The sequence below is a fragment of the Streptomyces sp. NPDC014894 genome, from assembly GCF_043080985.1.
Classification (GTDB): Bacteria; Actinomycetota; Actinomycetes; order Streptomycetales; family Streptomycetaceae; genus Streptomyces.
Genome location: NZ_JBIBWD010000002.1, coordinates 354,406 through 372,374, shown reverse-complemented (window position 1 = coordinate 372,374; position 17,969 = coordinate 354,406). Strand labels below are relative to the sequence as shown.

Genomic DNA, 17,969 nt, shown 5'->3' with positions numbered 1-17,969 from the left:
GGGGCCGCTATCGGCAGGACCGTGCTCGCGGAGCCGCCGGCGATGCCGTGTCGGGGTTCCCGGTGGAGCGTGGAGTCGTCGAGGGAGTTCGCCCGCCCCGGCCGAACGGGCCCTGCGCGGGAGCATTGACAGCCGCCGGGATCGGCGTCACGGTGAGGGTTTCCCCGTGACCCGTAACCCGTGACCCGTGACCGGAGGTCGCCCCTTGGCCGGTTCCTCAGCACCTGACTCGGACACCGACCTCGTCGAACGGGTACGCGAGCTTCATCCGCTCATCCGCTCGCACTCCCCGGACGCGGAGCGGCGACGGCGATTGACGGGCGAGGTCTTCGAGGCGCTCACGCGCGCCGGGATCCACCGGATGAACGCCCCCCGGCACTACGGGGGGTACCAGACCTCGTTACGGACCCAGATCGATGTGCTGAGCGAGATCTCCGCCGCGTGCGGGTCGGCCGGTTACGTGGCGTTGATCCAGGCGGGGGGTTCGTACATCGCGGCCCTGTTCCCCGACGAGGCTCAGGACGATATCTTCACCGGCCCCGATGTACGGATCGGGGGCACTCTCGTCCCGGGCGCGCGAGCCGTTCCGGTGGACGGCGGTTACACGGTGAGCGGGAAGTCTCCCTTCGCGACCGGCTGCCAGGACGCCGACTGGCATCTGCTGACGGCGCTGGCCGATACGGGGGAAGGCCCGCCGGAGACGCTGTGGCTGGCGATCCCCATGGCCGATCTCAAGGTGCTGGACGACTGGGAGGTCTCCGGCCTGGCCGGAAGCGGCAGCAACAGCGTCGTGGCCGAGAAGGTCCATGTGCCCGCCCATCGCGTCATGCCGGTGGGGCCCCTGCTGGCGGGGGAGTTTCCGTCGCGGCGGAACAGCGCCGACCCCTTCTACGGGATGCCGTTGCTGCTGATGTTCTGCGCCTGGACGGCCGCGAGCGCCCTCGGTCTGGGACGGGCGGCGCTGACGGGCTTCGGGGAGAACATCCGCCGGCGGGGCATCACGTACACCTTCTACGAGCGCCAGCACGAGGCCCCGGTGACGCACCTCCAGTTCGCCGAGGCCGAGATGAAGGTCTCCGCCGCGGAACTGCTCGCCGCCGATCTGGTGGCGTCGATCGAGTCCAAGGCGGCCGACGCGCAGCCGTACACGACGCAGGAGCGGGCCCGGATCAGGGCGCAGTGCGGATATCTGGCGCGGCTGTGCAAGGAGGCCGTCGACCTGATCGGGTCCGCTTCGGGCGCTTCGTCGCTGCACCGGGAGGTGCCGATCCAGCGGATCGTGCGGGATCTGAACGCTCTGAGCATCCACTCGTACGTCAATCCCGCCACCAATCTGGAACTGTACGGCCGAGTGCTGTCGGGGCTCGCCCCCGGGACGCCCTTCGTCTAGGCGGGCCCCGAGCGGCACGCTCTTCCGGCTCACGGCCCCGCGGCGGTGCGGCGCTCGGCCGGCGGCAGCAGCAGGACCTCCAGCGCGGCGGCGCAGGCCCTGGCCCGGTCGGCGAACCAGGGCAGACGTTCGTCCGTGAGCACGGCCGGGGTCGCGCGCAGCGCGAGGGCGAAGCGGGCGCGGTCGGCGCGGTCGAAGACCGGGACCGCCACGGTGCGGACGCCGTGGGCCGACTCGCCGTCGTTGACGGCGTGGCCGCGCTCGCGCACCCGGTCGAGTTCGGCGCGCAGGGCCTTCGGGTCGACGATGGTGCGGTCCGTGAAGGCGTCCAGCGCGGGGAGCGCGCCGACCGGGTCCGGATCGCCGCCGGGCCAGGCGAGGAGGACCTTGCCCAGCGCGGTGGAGTGCAGCGGCCGGCGCAGTCCGATGCCGGTGTCGTGGCGTACGGAACCGCCGACGAGGATCAGCGCGTGGACGCCGTCCCGCAGGGCGAGATCGGCGGTGGCCCCGGTGCGCGCCGCGAGGTCGGCGAGTTCCGGGACGGTGAGGTGCAGTCCGCGCTGGTGGTAGGAGAGCTGGCCGAGTTCGGTGACGGCGGGGCCGAGCCGGTAGCGGGCGGTGTGGGCGTCCTGTTCGAGGAATCCGGCCGCCACCAGGGTGCGGGCCAGCCGGTGGGCCGTCGAGACCGACAGCGAGGTGCGGCGCGCGATGTCGGAGGCGCTCAGCGGGGATGCGTTGTCACGGAAGCAGTGCAGGACGCCGAGGGCCCGGCTCACGGCCTGCGATCCGGTGGGCGCGGCCGGGGCGGCCGGGGCTGTCGCGGCCGGACGCACGGGTTCGGGAACGCCGTCGGGACCGAGCCCGGGGACAAGCGCGGTCACGGGTTCCACCGGTGGCGCGGCGGCGCGTGAACGCCGGGCGGGACGTGGAACGGTCGGGGCTTCGTCGGATGAGCTTCCCATGATGTGGCAGCCTTCCCCGACTCGGACGCCGAGTCAACTCCCCACAGGCCAGACGCGGAAGCCCCGCGAGGTGCCCGAGGGACGTGCGAACGGGACCGGATGTACCACGATGTGGGAAGCGTCTTGTCTCTGCGGCAAGGGCCGTGGCAGAGTCGGCGCACCGACCCCGTCGCCTGTCGAGAGGAGCACCGCAGTGGCCGTCCGCCGGACCTTCACCGCCCTGTCGCCCTCGGTGACGACTGCCCTCAGCAGCCGCCGCCACATCGACCTGGTCCGGGTCGCCAGCTGCTGCTGTCGCTGACCCCGGCCGCCGGCCCCGCGCCGCGCCCGCCGCGCTCCGCCGGTCCCACCGTGTGACCCGCCCCGCACGGGCGTAGCCACCGGACCGGGCGGCAGCCCGCCGACACCCGCCGATTCCGGCGTTCGGCACCGGCACCGGCACCCGTGCCGCGCCGTATCCGCGTACCCCCGGCACCTCACAGGTCACCGCACGACTCCGCACGGCTTCGCACTCCTTCGTACGACCCTGCGCCTCTTCGTACGACTCCGCGCTTCCTCGTACAGCTCTGCGTTGCTGCGTACGACTTCGCGCCGCCTCGCGCGCCTCCGTCGATCCGTGCGGCGACCGCCTCCGACTCTCCGGCCGAGAAGGGCCCATGACGCACTCCGCTCCGCCCGCCGCTCTGTGGTTCACCCGCTGCCCCGTGCCCACCGCCACCGGAATCGCCGCCGATCTCGGCTGGCTGGCCGAGGAGTTCGCACGTGACGGGATCGCCGTCGCCTCCCTCCAGGACGCGTCCGCAGCCACCGCCCGCGATCACCACTACACCCACGCGCTGGAGGGCCTGTTCCGCGAGGGCGGCAATGTGCCCGCCCTGTGGACCCGGTCGCGCGGTGAGCCCACCCGGCTCATCGGCCTCACCTGGATCGAGGAACGCCAGGTGGTGCTCGTCGCGGCCGACTCCGCCGTCCAGGAGGCCGGGGATCTGAAGGGACGGCGGCTCGCCGTCCCCCGGCATCCGCTGCCGATCGACTTCTGGCGGGCGATGGCGCTGCGCGGCTTCGAGGGCGCGCTGTCCACCGCCGGGCTGACGCTCGACGACAGCGTTCTCGTCGACGTGCCCGCCGGCGCCCGCGCCGACCAGTGGTCCGCGGAGCTGGACGCCCTGCGCGCCGGGACGGTCGACGCGGTGTACGCGAAGGGGGCCACCGCCGTCGAGGCCGCCGCCCGCTACGGCGCGCGGATCGCCGTCGAGCTGGACGACCACCCCGACCGGCGCACCCGTGTCAACAACGGCACGCCCCGTCCGATCACCGTCCGCGCGAGCCTGCTGGAGGACCGTCCCGAGCTGGTCACCCGCTTCCTCGCGGTCCTCGTCAGGGCGGCGGACTGGGCCGCCCGGCACCCCGACGACCTCGCCCGGGTGCTCGGCCGGGAGACCGGCGCGGGGGCCACGGGCGTGGCCGGCGCCTATCGGGCGCGCGGCCACCGCGATCTGCGGATCGACCTGTCCGACGAACGCCTGGACCTGCTCGCCCGGCAGGAACACGCCCTGCGGACGCACGGGTTCCTCGCGGCCCCCGTCGACGTACGGGAGTGGGCGGACCACGAACCCCTCCGACAGGCGGCCGGCCCTTCCCGCACCGAACCCACAGACACCACAGACACCACAGAGCCCACAGACATCAGCGACACCACCGACCCCGCCGAGGACCGCCAGTGAATCCCCTGACCCGCCGGGCCGCGCGCACCGCCGCCGCGCTCGCCGCCGCCACCGCCCTCCTTCTCCCGCTCAGCGCCTGCGGCTCCGCCGAGGGGAACACGGCGGGGGGCGAGGACACCGTCGTCGTCCGCATCCCCGACCCGAAGAACTCGGGCGTCCTCGCCCTCGGCAAGAAGGACGGCAGCCTCGGCAAGGCGCTGGCCGAGGCCGGGGCCCGCGTCGAGTGGACCGGCAGCGCCGGACCGTTCGCCCCCGCCGCCCAGGCCCTCAACGCCGGGCAACTGGACATCGCCACCGGGTCCATCACCTCCGGCGTCACCGCCCTCACCCAGAAGCCCGGCTTCAAGCTCTTCGCCGCCGTCGCCCCGGACGGTGCCGGGGAGGGCATCCTCGTCCGCGAGGACTCCGGGATCGACACCGTCAAGGACCTCGCCGGGCGCAAGGTCGCCGTCAACCGGGGCGGCACCGGCGAGTACCTCCTCCTCAAGGCGCTGGCCCGGCACGGCGTCCCGGCCGGCGACGTGGAGCGCGTCTATCTGCGTCCCGACCAGACCGCGTCCGTCTACAAGACCGGGCAGGTGGACGCCTGGGCCTCCTGGGCCGCCTACTCCGTCGCGGAGCTGGGCAGCGGCGACTCCCGCTTCGTCGCCGACGGAGCCGCCCTCGGCTCGGACAACTACAGCTTCCACGCCGTGCGCACCGGATTCGCCGAGCGGCATCCCCGGGTGGTGAAGGCCCTCTACGACTACCTCCGCGCCGGCAGCGCGGCGCAGAAGGCCGACCCGGAGAAGTACGTCAACGTCTTCACCGACCGGGGTCCGACCGCCGTCACCGGCGAGGCCCGGGAGCTTCAGCTGCGCATCCTGCGCGAGGGCGGGACCGTGGAGCCGATCGCGGCCGACGACATCAGGCGCTTCGAGTCCGTGGCCCGCTTCTACCTCGATCAGAAGGTGCTCAGGAAGCCGGTCGACATCAAGCCCCACATCCTCGACGCGGGGGCCCTGCGATGAGCACCGCGACCCGGCCGGCCGGGAGACTCGTCGCCCCGAGGCCCGATCTGCCCGGCGACCGGCCGAGGGCGCTCTCCCTCACCGTACGGGCGCTTGGCCCCCTTCTGCTGATCGGCGCCTGGTGGACCGCGTCCGCCACAGGAGTGCTCACCCCCGACATCCTCGCCGGACCGCCCGACGTCGTCCGCGCGGTCGGGGAGCTGTGGGGCAGCGGCGAACTACCCGACGCCCTCGCCGCCTCGCTCACCCGCTCCGGCACCGGACTGCTGCTGGGACTGGTCGCGGGCGTCGTCCTCGGCGTCGTCACCGGCTTCAGCAGATCCGGGGACGAACTCTTCGACTCCTCCCTCCAGGCGATGCGCACCATCCCCTTCCTCGCCCTGGTCCCGCTGTTCATGGTCTGGTTCGGGATCACCGAGGCGGCGAAGATCCTGTTGATCGCGTTCGCGACGACGTTCCCCATGTACGTCAGCACCGCCGGCGGGGTACGCGGAGCCGACCCCAAACTCCTGGAGGCGATGCGGTCCTTCGGGATGGGCAGGCTCGCCCTCGTCCGCGAGGTCGTGCTGCCGGGCGCGCTGCCGTCGCTGCTGTCCGGGCTGCGGCTGTCCATGACCCTGAGCGTGATCGCGCTGGTCGCCGCCGAGGAGATCAACGCCACCGCGGGCATCGGCTATCTGATGTCCCAGGCCCAGGCCTACGCCCGGACCGACGTCCTCGCGGTGTGCATCCTCGTGTACGCCCTGCTCGGGCTCACCGCCGACGGCGTCGTCCGGATCCTCGAACGGCTCCTGATGCCCTGGCGCGGAGCGGGGTCGGTCCGATGAGCGACACCGCCGTCCAGGTCCGCGGGCTGCGCCGGGTGTTCGGCGAGCGGGCCGTCCTCGACGGGCTCGATCTGACCATCGCGCGGGGGGAGTTCGTGGCCCTGCTGGGCGCCAGCGGCAGCGGCAAGACCACTCTGCTGCGTATCCTCGGCGCGCTCGACCGCTCCGACGGCGGCGAGGTCCTGGTGCCCGAGGTCCGTACCGTCGTCTTCCAGGAGCCCCGGCTCGTCCCGTCCAAGAAGGTCCTCGCCAACACCGTCGTCGCCATGCCTCGCGGCCCCGCCACCCGGGAGACCGGGCTGCGGGCGCTGCGCGAGGTGGGACTCGACGCGCACGCCGACGCCTGGCCCGGCACCCTCTCCGGCGGCGAGGCGCAGCGGGTCGCCCTCGCCCGCGCCCTGGTGCGCCGTCCCGAACTGCTGCTGTTGGACGAGCCGTTCGCCGCGCTCGACGCGCTGACCCGGCTGCGGATGCAGGATCTCGTGGGCGAGTTGTGCCGCCGGCACCGGCCCGCCGTGCTGCTGGTCACCCATGACGTCGACGAGGCCGTACGGCTCGCGGACCGGGTCGCGGTGCTGCGCGACGGACGTCTCGTCACCGATGCGCCGGTCGGCGTCGGCCATCCGCGCGATCCCGCGCACCCCGCTTTCGCGGCGCTGCGCCGCCGTCTCCTCGGCGACCTCGGTGTGCGCCAGGAGGTCCGCCGGGACCCGGCGTCCCCCGAACTCGAAACCCCCGCGCCCGCACCCACACCCGCACCTACGTCCGCACCCACTGGAGCGACCCTGTCATGACCGTCATCATCGGCGTCCACGCCAACAATCCGACCCTGACCCATCTCTCCCGGCTCGACCTCGCGCAGCGGGCCCTCGCGCCCCTCGGCGAGACCGTCGCCTTCCACCACTACACCTCCGGAGTCACCACCGGCGCCCTGCTGAGCGAGGGGGTGTTCGACTTCGGCGGCACCGGCTCCACCCCGCCGATCAGCGCGCAGGCCGACGGCCACGACATCGTCTACACCGCCGTCTCCGCGCCCCGCCCCGGCCACGGCGCCCTGCTCGTCGCGGCGGACGGGCCGGTCCACGGCGTCACGGACCTCAAGGGCGGCACCGTCCATCTCGGCATCGGGTCCTGGCAGACCCATCTGCTCGCCAAGGCGCTCCACTCGGCCGGACTCTCCTACGGCGCCGACATCACCCCCGCGGCCGCCGGACCGGACAGCGCCCGGCTCCTCGCGGACGGCGCGATCGCCGGCCGGATCGCCCAGGGCGCCGATCTCGCGGCCGCCCTGCGGACCGGTTCCGCCCGCGTGCTGCTGCGCTCCGGCGACGTCATCGCGGACCGCTCCGTGTTCTTCGCCCGCCGCGACTTCGCCGAGCGGCGTCCCGAGATCGTCGCCGCGCTCGTCACCGCCCTCCAGCAGGCCGACGACTGGGCCGCCGCGCATCTCCCCGAGGCGGCCCGGATCGCCGCGGGCGACCTCGGGGGCGCGGCCGAGGACTGGGAGACCGCCCTCGCGGCGCTGCCCTGGCGCGTCGAGCCGGTCACCGAGGCGTTCCTCGCGGAGCAGCAGGAGGCCGCCAACCTTCTGCACCGCGCGGGATTCCTGCCCCGCGCGGTCACGGCCGCACACGCCGTCGCGCGTACGGCGGGCTGATCGATGGCCTCGGAATTCCTCTGGTACATCATCCCCCGCGAAGGCGCCTATCCCTGGGAGCCCGAGGGCCGCCGGCCCGTCGACCTGGGCTATCTCCAGCAGCTCGCGGGGACCGTGGACCGGCTCGGGTACAGCGGCGCGCTGCTGGCCACGGATCTGCACGACGTGTGGCCGCTGGGCAGCGCCCTCGCCGCGTCGACCGGGCCCGGCTTCAAACCGCTGCTGGCCGTCCACCCCGGACTGATCGCGCCGACCCTCCTCGCGAAGATGGCGCTGACGTTCGACACCCTGTTCGGCGGGCGGCTGCGGTTCAATGTCGTCAACGGCTCCACCGCGTCCCTGCGGGAGTACGGCCTGCACATCGAGCACGACGAGCGGTACGCGCTGAGCGCCGAGTACTGGTCGATCGTGAAGCGGCTGACCGCCGGCGAGGTGTTCGACCACAAGGGCCGCTTCTACGACCTGCGGGACGCGGGCGCGGGACTGCGTGAGCTGACCCCCGTGCAGGAACCGCACATCCCCCTGTGGTTCGGCGGCTCCTCCCTCGCGGGGATCGAGATGGCCGCCGAGCATGTGGACGTCTATCTCACCTGGGCCGAGCCGCCGCATCTGCTGAAGGAGAAACTCGACCGGGTACGCGAACGGGCCGCCGCGTACGGGCGGACGCTGCGGATCGGCCTGCGGGTCCATCTGATCGTCCGGGACACCGAGGACGCGGCGTGGGCCGCGGCCGACCGTCTGCTGGAGGTCACCAGCGAGGCGACCTACGCCCGGCAGCTCGGGGTGAAGGCCGCCGAGGACGGGGTCGGCTGGCAGCGCCAGTTCCGGCACGGCGGCCGGGTCCCGGCACGCGCCCGCGATCTGGAGGAGCACCGCAACATCTGGCCGGGCATGAGCCTGTTCCGTCCCGGCCCCGGCACGGCGGTCGTGGGCTCCACCGCGCAGGTCGTGGAACGGCTCGCGGAGTACGAGTCCCTCGGCGTCGACACGTTCATCCTGTCGGGCAATCCCCTGCTGGAGGAGGCCTACCGGGTGGCGGAGACCGTTCTCCCGGCACTGGGCTCCCGGCGATAGCGGCGGCCTCGGGGCCACGACCGGGCCCGACACGCCCCGGGCCCGGCGTGCCTGCGGGCCCGGCGTGTCTTCGGGCGGCACGGGACTCCGGCCCCGCGTCCGGCGCGGGCGCCGGAGTCCGCCGGGCCGGGTTCGGGCATCCGGGCCGGGTTCAGGCGTCCGGACCAGGTTCGGGCATCCGGACCGGCGGTTCAGACGATCACTGCGCGGAGACACGGCACAATCGTTCCCGGAGGACTTCTGAAGATTTTCGAAGAAGCGCCGAGTCCGTGTCGAGAAGCCGTGGACGGCTCCGACGTCCCCTGTGAGAGCCGCTCACCAGGGGCGGCCGTCCCACCCGCGAGGAGCGACGTCATGAAGTATCTGGTGATGATCCAGGGCACGCAGGCCGACTACGAGGCCATGGGGGGCAAGCCGTCCGCGCACAGCCCCGCCTGGAGCGAGCAGGACCTTCAGGCGATGTTCGCGTTCATGGGCGCCGTCAACGCCGACCTCGTGGAGTCCGGCGAGCTGGTCGACGGTCAGGGGCTCACCGAGCCCGCTCGTGCGCGGACCGTCTCGGCCGGGCCCGACGGCCGCCCGCTGATCACCGACGGCCCGTACGGAGAGACCAAGGAGGTCCTCGCCGGCTATTGGGTGCTCGACTGCGAGAGCCTGGAGCGGGTCACCGAGATCGCGGCCCGCGTCGCGAGCTGCCCCGCCCCCGAGGGCGCCGCCCAGTACCCCGTCGTCATCCGCCCCCTCCAGGACGCGGACGGCGGCCCCGCCTGACAGCCGCCGGACCTGCCGAATCTGCCGGACCGCGTACCGGCCCGCCGATGAGGGCCGGGCCCGGTACGCGTCCCGGGCGGCCGGACGAGAATGCCGCGAGCGAGGGCTCAGGCTTTGGGTGCGGTGCACTCGGGCGGATCGGGAATCGCCTGAAGCGGCGCTCCCGTCACTTCTTCCCGGTAGATTTCCCGCACCTTGACGGTCCTCATCGCCTCGCACACCTGACGCTTCAGGGTGGGATTCCCCTTCGGCAGCCCGATTCCGTATCGCTCCGTACCGAAGCCATCACGGGTGATCATGAGTTCCGCCCCTCCCCCGCTTTGGTCGCTGTCCTTTTTCAGACCCGCCAAAATGGGTTCGTCAGTAACGACTCCGTCGTACTTGTACTTGCCATTCCCGTACGACTCCCGCAAGCCCCTCATGCAGTTACTGTAGTCGGTTCGGGAGGACACATTCGTGAACCCCAGCTTTTTGAGCCGCTCCACCGAGGTTGATTTTTCAGCCGTACAGAGAGGGATTTCGGGGTTCTCCGACCGCAAGTCGGCAATCGACGTCACCTTCGCCGATTTCTGCACCCCGCTGCCATCCCTGAAGTACGCCTCATTGTCTCCTTCGCCTTTTCGCAGCATGACCTTCTGGCTGGTCTGGTAGTAAGGCCCGACGAAGTCCACCCTGTCAAGTCGCTCCGGATTGATCCCATACGTTCCCACAATCATGTGCACGAAGCCCTTCTCCAGGGCTTCCTCGCGACTGCCGGTCCCCAGCGCATAGAATTCAATGTTCTTCTCGGGGATCTTCATACGCCTGGTGATGAGTTTCGCGTACTCGATTTCGGCGCCGACCCAATCCGGCTTCGGCCGGCCTTTCCCCTGGTTCACGCTCATCCCGGGCTGATCGTCCTTGACTCCGATCACGAGCACCCCCTTGCCCTTCTTCGCATCGTTCAACGCGCCCAGAGCGCTCTCCCTGGCGGAAACCGAGAACGAGGGGCTGGGGGCGGAGGCGCCGGGCGCACCCGAGGGCTGTTTCCGCGTCTCGTGGAGGTGGTTCCAGACGACCAGTCCCCCGCCGGCGAGGAGAGCGAGACAAGCGGTGCCGATCAGCGCGACGCGCGGGCCGCGGCCGATCCTGGCGGACCGCGCCCCGCTCCCGCCCGCCCGGCGCGCGGCGTCCCGGCCGGGCGGGCCGGCGTTCTGGGACGTCGCGGCGGTGCCGGAGTGGTCGTCCGGAGTGCCGGGGAACGCGCGGCGGACCGTGTCACCGCCGGGGGCGACAGGGTCCGTACCGTCGGTGGCCGGAGCGGGGGCGGGCCGGCCGGGGACGCCGACCCGCTCGCCGCCGGCGCCCATTCGGGTACGACGAGAGTCACGCTGGGCATCGCCGGGGTCGAGGGAGTGCTCGTACTCCCACGGCTCTGTCCAGGGCGCCGGCACCGGGACCGGCGCGGCGCGGACCGGCGACGGATCGGGCCGTGACCGCCAGGCGGCCTCCGCTCCGTGCGCGGCCGCGGCCCGCGAAGCGGGAGGGATCGCGTTGTTGCGCCCGAGCGCCACCCGAGCGCCGCTGTTCCGGTCCCTCGCCTGCGGAACGGGATGCCCCCGGGCCGCCAGCGTCAGACGCAGATGCCGGTAGACGGTGCCCAGATCCAGCAGGGCGGGGCCGCCGGGGATGCCGTGGCGCAGCGTGTCGATCAGCGCGCCGGTGAAGGCGGTGTAGGGGTCCCCGACCGGCGCCAGGGCGGTGCGGGTCTCGGCGGTGGCCGCGAGAAGGAAGCTGCCCTCCACGGCGGCCTCGTCGGCGAGGTCGGGCGACGCGCTCATCCGTCCCAGGGCCAGGCCGCTGTAGCAGCAGTCGAGGATCACGACATGCCGCTCGGCGCGGGAGTCCTGAAGAAGGACCTGGCGCAGCCAGTCGTAGGGCAGACCGGTCTCGACGCGGCCGAATTCGGTGTGCGGCAGGGCCAGGCTGAGCATGCCGTGCGGGTCGATCAGCCCGTGCCCGGCGAAGTAGACGACCAGCGTGTCGGTGGCCTCGACGGCAGCCTGTCTCACCGCTCCCACCACGGTGCGCTCGGCGGCCGAGTTCTCGACGACGGTCACGTGCCGCGTCGGCAGTCTCAGGGACAGTGGACCTGTCAGGAGTCCGGCGAGGGCTCGCAGATTGTTCGAGACGGCCGGCAGCTGCTCCAGATTCTGGTACCGGCTCGTCCCCACCAGGACCGCCCGCGACGCCGCCGGGTCGGGCAGGACGCTCACTGTCCGCCGTCCCCGTCACGATCGGCGTCGAGAGCCCGAATCACCCGCTCGACCTCCTCGTCGGAACCGCCGGTGAGGACGAAGACCGTGTCCCCGCGGCGAATCTCCAGCCGCGGCCGCTGCGGCCGGGTCCGCCGCCACGCGACCAGGGCCAGCACGAACGACGCCGCGCTCCATCCGTTCCCCGTCACCAGCTGCAGCACGTCTATCGCCGTGCCCATCTCCCCCGGCCGCGGCACGCTCCCCCGCACTCCGACCGTGGCGGACCCGCGCATCACAGGATCCGACCGCAACCAGCCCTGCAGAGACCGCAGCCCTTCCCCGGTCTCGACCCGCACCTCTAACCGCACCCGGACTCCCCGTCCCCCGTGCACCCTCCTCCTGAGGATGCACGCCCATTCTCCGTCACTTCACCGCGCTCACGGTGGAAAACGCCGCACAAGACCGCTCGGATCGAACTCCCGAACAGCCCTCCCACGGTCCGGTGTTCGCCGTCCTTCAGGCGTCGCTGGTCCGGCCGGCCCCCGTGGGCGGTTCTGGGTGCTGGGCGAGCAGACGCCGTACGCGGTCCCGCAGATCAGGGGGAACGTCGTCGAGACCGCGAAGCACTCGTGTGCGGAGAACGGCTCGTTCGCCGGGCGGCAGATCGGCCGCGCCGAGGAGCAGTTCCAGCAGATCGTGCGCCAGTGAGGTGGCCGGCCCGCCCGGCGAGGTGAGGAAGGTGGTGACGGCCGGTCCGAGCCATGCGAAGACCGGGTCCATGGCATGCCGTACGACGCCGTCGTTCGTGCCGCCGGACACGTCCAGCTTGTGGCGGAGCTCGTCCCAGTACGTTCGTGTCCACCCCGGGCCGCCGTTGCCTCGCGGGTGGCCGTACAGCCAGTTCATGTCCATCGGATCAGGCGGTTCCGGAGCACCGGAGCGCAGGGATATCTCCAGGTCCCGGCCCTGCTCGGTCCAGGTGCGCCGGACCGAGAGGGACAGGGCGAAGTCGGTCCACTGCTCCTCGTCGAACGCGGAGCGCCACAGCAGGACGTGGCGGTGCCAGGCGCTGCCGTGGTCGTTCCAGAGCGGAAACAGCGCGCCCGTGGTCACACGGCCCCGCAGGAGCAGGATCATCAGGACCAGATTGGCGCCGTAGACACCGTGGCGGGCCGATGTCCGCAGCCCCGGGGAGGAGGGAGTGCGGGTGGGCCGATAGGCGGGGTGGGGCTCTCCCGTGCGCTGCCCGTGCTGCTCCAGCACATCGATGAGGAGGCGCGCCAGCCGGTCGCGCTCGGCCGCCGGAATGGCACGCGCCATCGCACCGGCGAACCGCAGCATCTGCCGGGAGGACAGCGGCGCGTACGAGAGCAGGGTGTAGGCGAGGTCGTCGTCGATGCTGCTCCGGGCGTCGGACAGGGACGGACGGCGCGTCAGGAGGCCGGTGAGGACGTGCAGGGCCAGGCGGACGACCAGGTACTCGCCGAAGGTGGCGTGCAGGAACTCGTAGGTGGCCAGCACCCGGCCGTCCCGTACGGACTGCGCACGCTGGACGAAGAAGAAGCGCCCGAGCGCCACCTCCGCGGGGCCGATCGGGGTACGGAATCCCGAGGTCTCGGCCGAGGCCCGGCCCAGCAGTGCCGTGAGGTCCTCGTCGAGCTCGGCGGCGGACACCCACTGGCGCCGGCGGTTGTGGAGCGCGAAGGCGACCAGGGAAAGGCGTTGCAGTTCCCGTTCGGCCCGGGCCCGGCCCTCGTCGTCCGGCAGAGCGGCGGACGAGGGGCCGGCCTTGTCGATCTCGCGGCGGGCGAAGGAGGTGAGCAGTTCCTCGTACAGCTCGGTCTCGTCGAGGGGATCGTCGCCCCCACGGTCCAGAGCGTTGTCGGCGGCGTCGTACAGCGCCAGCATCGTCAGCAGCAGCGGCTGTGCGGCGAGCGCCCGGTGGCGCTCCACAGACCTCCAGGTCAGCGGCCGTAGCTCGCGGGCGGCCAAGCAGTCGGCGTTGGCCTCGTTCCACAGGTCGAGCCAGCGGCGGATCTGCTGCGGACGGAAGGGCTCCAGGCGCAGCGCGACGAGGCCGTCGGGGTAGCGGGCCCGGTCGGCGACGGCGATGCGGCTGGTGACCAGGGCGCGGATGGATCGTCCCTGTTCTGCCTCGCGTCGCTGGAACCGGGCGACGCGGACGAGGAAGTCGCTGTGGTGCACTCCGGTGGTCTGCAGCAGTTCGTCGAACCCGTCGAGGAGCAGGACGGGCACGGCGCCGCCGGCCGAGCGGACCAGCTCCGGCCAGGACGGCCGCTCCCCCGTCGCGGTGCGCACCGCCTGCTCGATCTGGCTCTGGAGGTCGTCCTCGGTGCTGACGTCCCGCAGCGGGACGCGGACGGGCATGAAGCCGGCGGAGGGCAGCCGGGCGGCGAGGACCCGGGTCAGGACGGACTTCCCCGCGCCCGGCTGCCCCAGCACGAGGAGGGGTGCGCCGGCCGCTTCGGCGGACGTCAGCGCTCCGGCGAGGTAGACGGTGAGATCCCGGCGTACCGGGGCGTCCTGCCACCACGACTCGGTGGCCGGCCCGCCGGCGCCGGTCACTTCGCGCACCCGGAAGTCCGGGTCGAGGTACATCTCCCGCAGCGCCGGTACGCGTATGCCCTCCGGGCCGGACGAGGCGTCCAGGACGGGCCGGGTCAGCACGGCCTCGGACGAGCGGGCCAGGGCCTCGGCGACGTCGGTGGGGGGACGCGCCGTGCGGGCCAGGCCGGCGAGCAGCTCGGTGACGCCCCCGAGGGAGCGGCGCACCTCGGTTCGGGTGGCCCGGTGCTCGATCTGGGTGGCCCAGAACCCGAACTCCGGCGCTTCCTGGGCGAGCCGGGCGTACAGGGACTCGTAGTGGCGGATCGCCTCGCGGGGCAGTTCGGTGCGGATCGTACGTCGGGCCTGGCCGCGGGCGGTTTCCGTCTGCGCGCTCCACACCCGGACTCCCTCGGCGAAGTCGAGGAACCTCGCCGAGAGGCCCTCGTACCACTGCCGCAGCTGGTCCGTGACCGCTTCGAAGGGCCGGTGGGGCGCGGGGCTCGGCGCGTCGACGGCGGCGAGCGCGCGGGCGAACGCGGCGCCGTGGTCCGTCGCGTTCGGGACGCCCGTGAGGGCGAGCTGTTCGCGGCGGGTGAGCTGCAGGTCCGCCGGCCGGACGGGCAGAGGCTGTTCTTCCAGCGCCTGGAACCAGGCGAGAACGACGATCACCGTGTGGGCGGCGTGCAGCAGCTCGGTGCGCTCGGCACGGCCGTCAGCGCGGCCCAGGCGCCGTCCGATGCCGAGTACGGCACCACGGCAGAGCGCCAGCACACTGCCCTGGGCGTCGGCGATCCGTACGATCCCGTCGCCGGCCCCGCCCGTCGCGACGTTCAGCATCCCGCCGAGCGCCCGGTCCAGCGCGGCGACAGCGGGCGGATCGCTGCCGAGCAGCGCCAGCGCGTCCGAGAACGACAGCAGTCCGCGTACCCCCACAATGCCCCCCGTGATCGCGCGGCGGTCGCGACCGCCGCCTGACGCACTCTGGCACAGCGGCGTGGCGCGGGGGCACTGTTCGAACGAGGAGACGCCTGGGCGTTCCCGTCCGCCTGGGGCCACAGCCGCAGGGCGCCGCGACGAGCTGCCCGCGCGCGCCTCGCTGACGGCCTCTGTGGTCGGCATCCGGCGCGCCGGCCGGTGCACGCCTGCCGGTGGCCGGGGTGAGGAGTCGCCCGAGTCGGCGGACGGCGACAATGGAGCCGTGCTGATCATGGATGCCGTCGTGGAGACCTACGATGCCGCCGACTTCGCTCTGTGGCCCACCGCTGCCCCGGCCGCGGACCGGCTGTTGGTTCTCTCCGACCGGATGTCACCGCGGGAAGTCGGAACAGCGATGGCCGTGCTGGCCGGCTACGGCCACGACGACTCCGACGACCCGGCGTCGGACGCCGGGGCCGGCGTCCGACGACTCCAGAGTCTGCTGGACGTCGATCTCGTCATCGCGCCGGGCGGCATTCTCGTGCAGGACACCGCGACGGGCGCCGTGATCGCTCCGGGGTGCTGCTTCGGTTTGGAGAACTGGCGCGACTGGCTCGACCTCACGCACGGCGAAGAGATCTGGCTCGGCCACGGCGCCGCCGCTCGCGTCGAACACCGGGGAACGGTCGTCAGGCTCCGCCCGGACACGGACTCACCGGCAGCGCCCCCCGCCATCGAGTTTCCCGTGGCGGAGCTGCCGGACCTTCTGCGAACCGTGCACGCCAAGCTCAACGGCTTTCTCTCCCTGGCCGAACAATGGACTGCCCGACACGCCCCCGCACTGGCCCCTGCTCTGATCGCGAAGCTCAGCGAAGATCTCAACATCGGAAACCCTCTTGCCGGCCGGAGCCCGGTTTGCCCGGCGACCGGTGAAAGGCCCGGTGGTTCCTGAGCACGGGCACCGAGCGGATTCCCCGACGGGCCGGTACGTGAGGCTGCTGGGGGACGGTGTGTCGCGACTCGTCATGGGCAGGGACGATTTCGGCGACCCTCTGCCCTGTCGTACCCCGCCATCAGCCGATCGGCCGATGGTCTTTCGAGCGGGAAGGCCGATGCGCGCCCCTGCCGCGCGGCGGCAGGCTCATCGGCATGTCAATCATCGAAGTCAGCGGCCTGCGCAAGGCCTACGGGGACAAGAGGGCCGTCGACGGCGTGTCCTTCGGCGTCGAGGAGGGAGAGATCTTCGGGATCCTCGGCCCCAACGGCGCGGGCAAGACCACCACGGTCGAGTGCGTGGAGGGACTGCGGCGGCCCGACGGCGGCAGTGTCCGCGTCGCCGGGTACGACCCCGTCGCCGAGCGGGACGCCGTCACCCGCGTCCTGGGCGCGCAGCTCCAGGAGAGCGAGCTACAGCCCAGGATCACCGTCCGTGAGGCGCTCGCACTCTACGCGGCCTGTTATCCGGATCCGGCCGACTGGCGCGCCCTCGCCGAGCGCCTGGGGCTCGGCGACAAGCTCCGTACCCGGTTCGCGAAGCTCTCCGGCGGTCAGAAGCAGCGGCTGTCCATCGCCCTCGCGCTGGTGGGCAACCCCCGCGTCGTCGTACTGGACGAGCTGACCACCGGTCTCGACCCGCGCGCCCGGCGCGACACCTGGCGGCTCATCCAGGACATTCGCGACCGTGGTGTCACGGTGCTGCTGGTGACGCACTTCATGGAGGAGGCGCACCGTCTGTGCGACCGGGCGGCCCTGATCGACAAGGGCCGGATCACCGCGCTGGACACCCCGGCCGGGCTGATCGGGCGTACCGCGGGCGGCACGGCGATCTCCTTCACGCCCTCGGCCCCGCTGGATACGCGGCTGCTGGCCGAACTGCCCTCGGTGGCGTCCGTGACGCACGAGGACGGCCGGATCGTGGTCAACGGCACGGACGAGACCGTGCACGCCGTGCTCTCGCTGCTCGCCGGGCTGGGTGTCTCGGCCCATCAGCTCCGGGTCACCGAGGCCACTCTGGACGACGCCTACCTCAACCTCACGACGGGACCGGACGCATGAGCGCTGTCACCCGCGGCCGGACGGCCGCCGTCAGGGGCAGCGGCGTCGCCGTCCTCAAGGCCGAGGCGCGCCTGATGCTGCGCGAGCCCGCGTCCCTGTTCTGGGTGCTGGCCTTCCCCACGGTCCTGCTGTGCATCCTGGGGGCCGTCCCGTCCAACCGGGAGCACAAGGCCGATCTGGGCGGTCTGCGGGTCGTGGACCTCTATGTCCCCGTCGCGATCCTGATCGCCGTGATCATGGCCGGGCTCCAGGCCCTGCCGCCCGTGCTCACCGGCTATCGCGAGCGCGGCATCCTGCGCCGCATGTCCAGCACCCCGGTGCGGGCCGGTTCTCTCGTCGGCGCGCAGATCGCCCTGCACGCCGTCGCCATCGCCGTCTCCGCGCTGCTCGCCCTCGCCGCGGGCCGGATCGTGTTCGGCGTGGCCCTGCCCCGCCAGTTCTTCGGATACCTGGTGGCGCTCGCTCTCGTCACCCTGGCGAGCCTGGGGCTCGGCGCCGTCATTTCCGCCCTCTGCCGCACCACCAAGATCACCCAGGCGGTAAGCTCGGCGGTGTTCTTCCCGTTGATGTTCGCCTCCGGCGTCTGGCTTCCGGTCGCGGCCATGCCCGACGTCCTCCAGCGCATCGTGACCCTCACCCCGCTGGGCGCGGCCGCGCAGGCTCTCGACGCGGCCGCCGCGGGACAGTGGCCGAGCTGGACGCATCTTGGGGTCACCGCGCTGTGGGCGGTTCTGCTGATCGGCGGGGCCCGCCGCTGGTTCAGGTGGGAGTAGTCCGGC

At 72.5% G+C, this 17,969-nt stretch carries 16 protein-coding genes; 12 read left to right on the top strand and 4 right to left on the bottom strand.

Going from position 1 to position 17,969, the window contains the following annotated elements; translation table 11 throughout:
- Positions 1-205: 205 nt before the first annotated feature.
- Positions 206-1,390: an acyl-CoA dehydrogenase family protein gene (locus ACF089_RS05640; RefSeq protein ID WP_392022264.1), complete on the top strand. Its 1,185-nt coding sequence runs from the start codon at positions 206-208 to the stop codon at positions 1,388-1,390.
- Positions 1,391-1,419: 29 nt separating this feature from the next.
- Here ACF089_RS05640 and ACF089_RS05635 read toward each other — a convergent pair whose 3' ends face one another.
- Positions 1,420-2,223 carry an IclR family transcriptional regulator gene (locus tag ACF089_RS05635; RefSeq protein WP_392023380.1) on the bottom strand — a complete coding sequence of 268 codons (804 nt, stop codon included), beginning with the start codon at positions 2,221-2,223 and terminating at the stop codon, positions 1,420-1,422.
- Between the two features lie 322 nt (positions 2,224-2,545).
- Here ACF089_RS05635 and ACF089_RS05630 point away from each other — a divergent pair, with 322 nt between their 5' ends.
- The 8 genes from ACF089_RS05630 to ACF089_RS05595 all read left to right on the top strand — a co-directional run bounded on the left by ACF089_RS05630 (position 2,546) and on the right by ACF089_RS05595 (position 9,415).
- Positions 2,546-2,653 (top strand): putative leader peptide, encoded by a 108-nt coding sequence (locus ACF089_RS05630; protein ID WP_392022261.1) that lies wholly within the window; start codon positions 2,546-2,548, stop codon positions 2,651-2,653.
- A gap of 355 nt (positions 2,654-3,008) precedes the next feature.
- On the top strand, positions 3,009-4,076 hold the full coding sequence (locus ACF089_RS05625; RefSeq protein ID WP_392022258.1) for an ABC transporter substrate-binding protein: 1,068 nt from the start codon (positions 3,009-3,011) through the stop codon (positions 4,074-4,076).
- Positions 4,073-5,086: an ABC transporter substrate-binding protein gene (locus tag ACF089_RS05620; RefSeq protein ID WP_392022256.1), complete on the top strand. Its 1,014-nt coding sequence runs from the start codon at positions 4,073-4,075 to the stop codon at positions 5,084-5,086. Before ACF089_RS05625 ends, ACF089_RS05620 begins: the two co-directional genes overlap by 4 nt.
- A complete protein-coding gene (locus ACF089_RS05615) occupies positions 5,083-5,913 on the top strand; it encodes an ABC transporter permease (RefSeq protein WP_392022253.1) in 831 nt (276 codons plus the stop codon). Before ACF089_RS05620 ends, ACF089_RS05615 begins: the two co-directional genes overlap by 4 nt.
- On the top strand, positions 5,910-6,707 hold the full coding sequence (locus ACF089_RS05610; RefSeq protein WP_392022250.1) for an ABC transporter ATP-binding protein: 798 nt from the start codon (positions 5,910-5,912) through the stop codon (positions 6,705-6,707). Before ACF089_RS05615 ends, ACF089_RS05610 begins: the two co-directional genes overlap by 4 nt.
- Positions 6,704-7,570, top strand: coding sequence for an ABC transporter substrate-binding protein (locus ACF089_RS05605; RefSeq protein WP_392022246.1), 867 nt, complete (start codon positions 6,704-6,706; stop codon positions 7,568-7,570). The genes ACF089_RS05610 and ACF089_RS05605 overlap by 4 nt, the downstream gene beginning before the upstream one ends.
- 3 nt (positions 7,571-7,573) lie before the next feature.
- Positions 7,574-8,644: an LLM class flavin-dependent oxidoreductase gene (locus ACF089_RS05600; RefSeq protein ID WP_392022243.1), complete on the top strand. Its 1,071-nt coding sequence runs from the start codon at positions 7,574-7,576 to the stop codon at positions 8,642-8,644.
- 354 nt (positions 8,645-8,998) lie between these two features.
- On the top strand, positions 8,999-9,415 hold the full coding sequence (locus tag ACF089_RS05595; protein WP_392022241.1) for a YciI family protein: 417 nt from the start codon (positions 8,999-9,001) through the stop codon (positions 9,413-9,415).
- Positions 9,416-9,522: 107 nt separating this feature from the next.
- Here ACF089_RS05595 and ACF089_RS05590 read toward each other — a convergent pair whose 3' ends face one another.
- From ACF089_RS05590 to ACF089_RS05580, 3 genes are all read right to left on the bottom strand, one after another.
- Positions 9,523-11,628, bottom strand: a complete 2,106-nt coding sequence (locus ACF089_RS05590; RefSeq protein ID WP_392023377.1) for a transporter substrate-binding domain-containing protein — start codon at positions 11,626-11,628, stop codon at positions 9,523-9,525.
- A 38-nt stretch (positions 11,629-11,666) separates the two neighbouring features.
- Entirely contained in the window at positions 11,667-12,008 is a 342-nt protein-coding gene (locus ACF089_RS05585; RefSeq protein WP_392023376.1) for a hypothetical protein, read from the bottom strand.
- 160 nt (positions 12,009-12,168) lie between these two features.
- Positions 12,169-15,153 carry an NACHT domain-containing protein gene (locus ACF089_RS05580; protein WP_392022240.1) on the bottom strand — a complete coding sequence of 995 codons (2,985 nt, stop codon included), beginning with the start codon at positions 15,151-15,153 and terminating at the stop codon, positions 12,169-12,171.
- A gap of 274 nt (positions 15,154-15,427) precedes the next feature.
- Here ACF089_RS05580 and ACF089_RS05575 point away from each other — a divergent pair, with 274 nt between their 5' ends.
- From ACF089_RS05575 to ACF089_RS05565, 3 genes are all read left to right on the top strand, one after another.
- A complete protein-coding gene (locus ACF089_RS05575; RefSeq protein ID WP_392023373.1) occupies positions 15,428-16,087 on the top strand; it encodes a hypothetical protein in 660 nt (219 codons plus the stop codon).
- A 197-nt stretch (positions 16,088-16,284) separates the two neighbouring features.
- Positions 16,285-17,190, top strand: a complete 906-nt coding sequence (locus tag ACF089_RS05570) for an ABC transporter ATP-binding protein (protein ID WP_392022238.1) — start codon at positions 16,285-16,287, stop codon at positions 17,188-17,190.
- Complete coding sequence (locus ACF089_RS05565; RefSeq protein ID WP_392022236.1) at positions 17,187-17,963, top strand: ABC transporter permease; 777 nt, start codon at positions 17,187-17,189, stop codon at positions 17,961-17,963. Before ACF089_RS05570 ends, ACF089_RS05565 begins: the two co-directional genes overlap by 4 nt.
- The last annotated feature ends 6 nt before the right edge of the window (positions 17,964-17,969 follow it).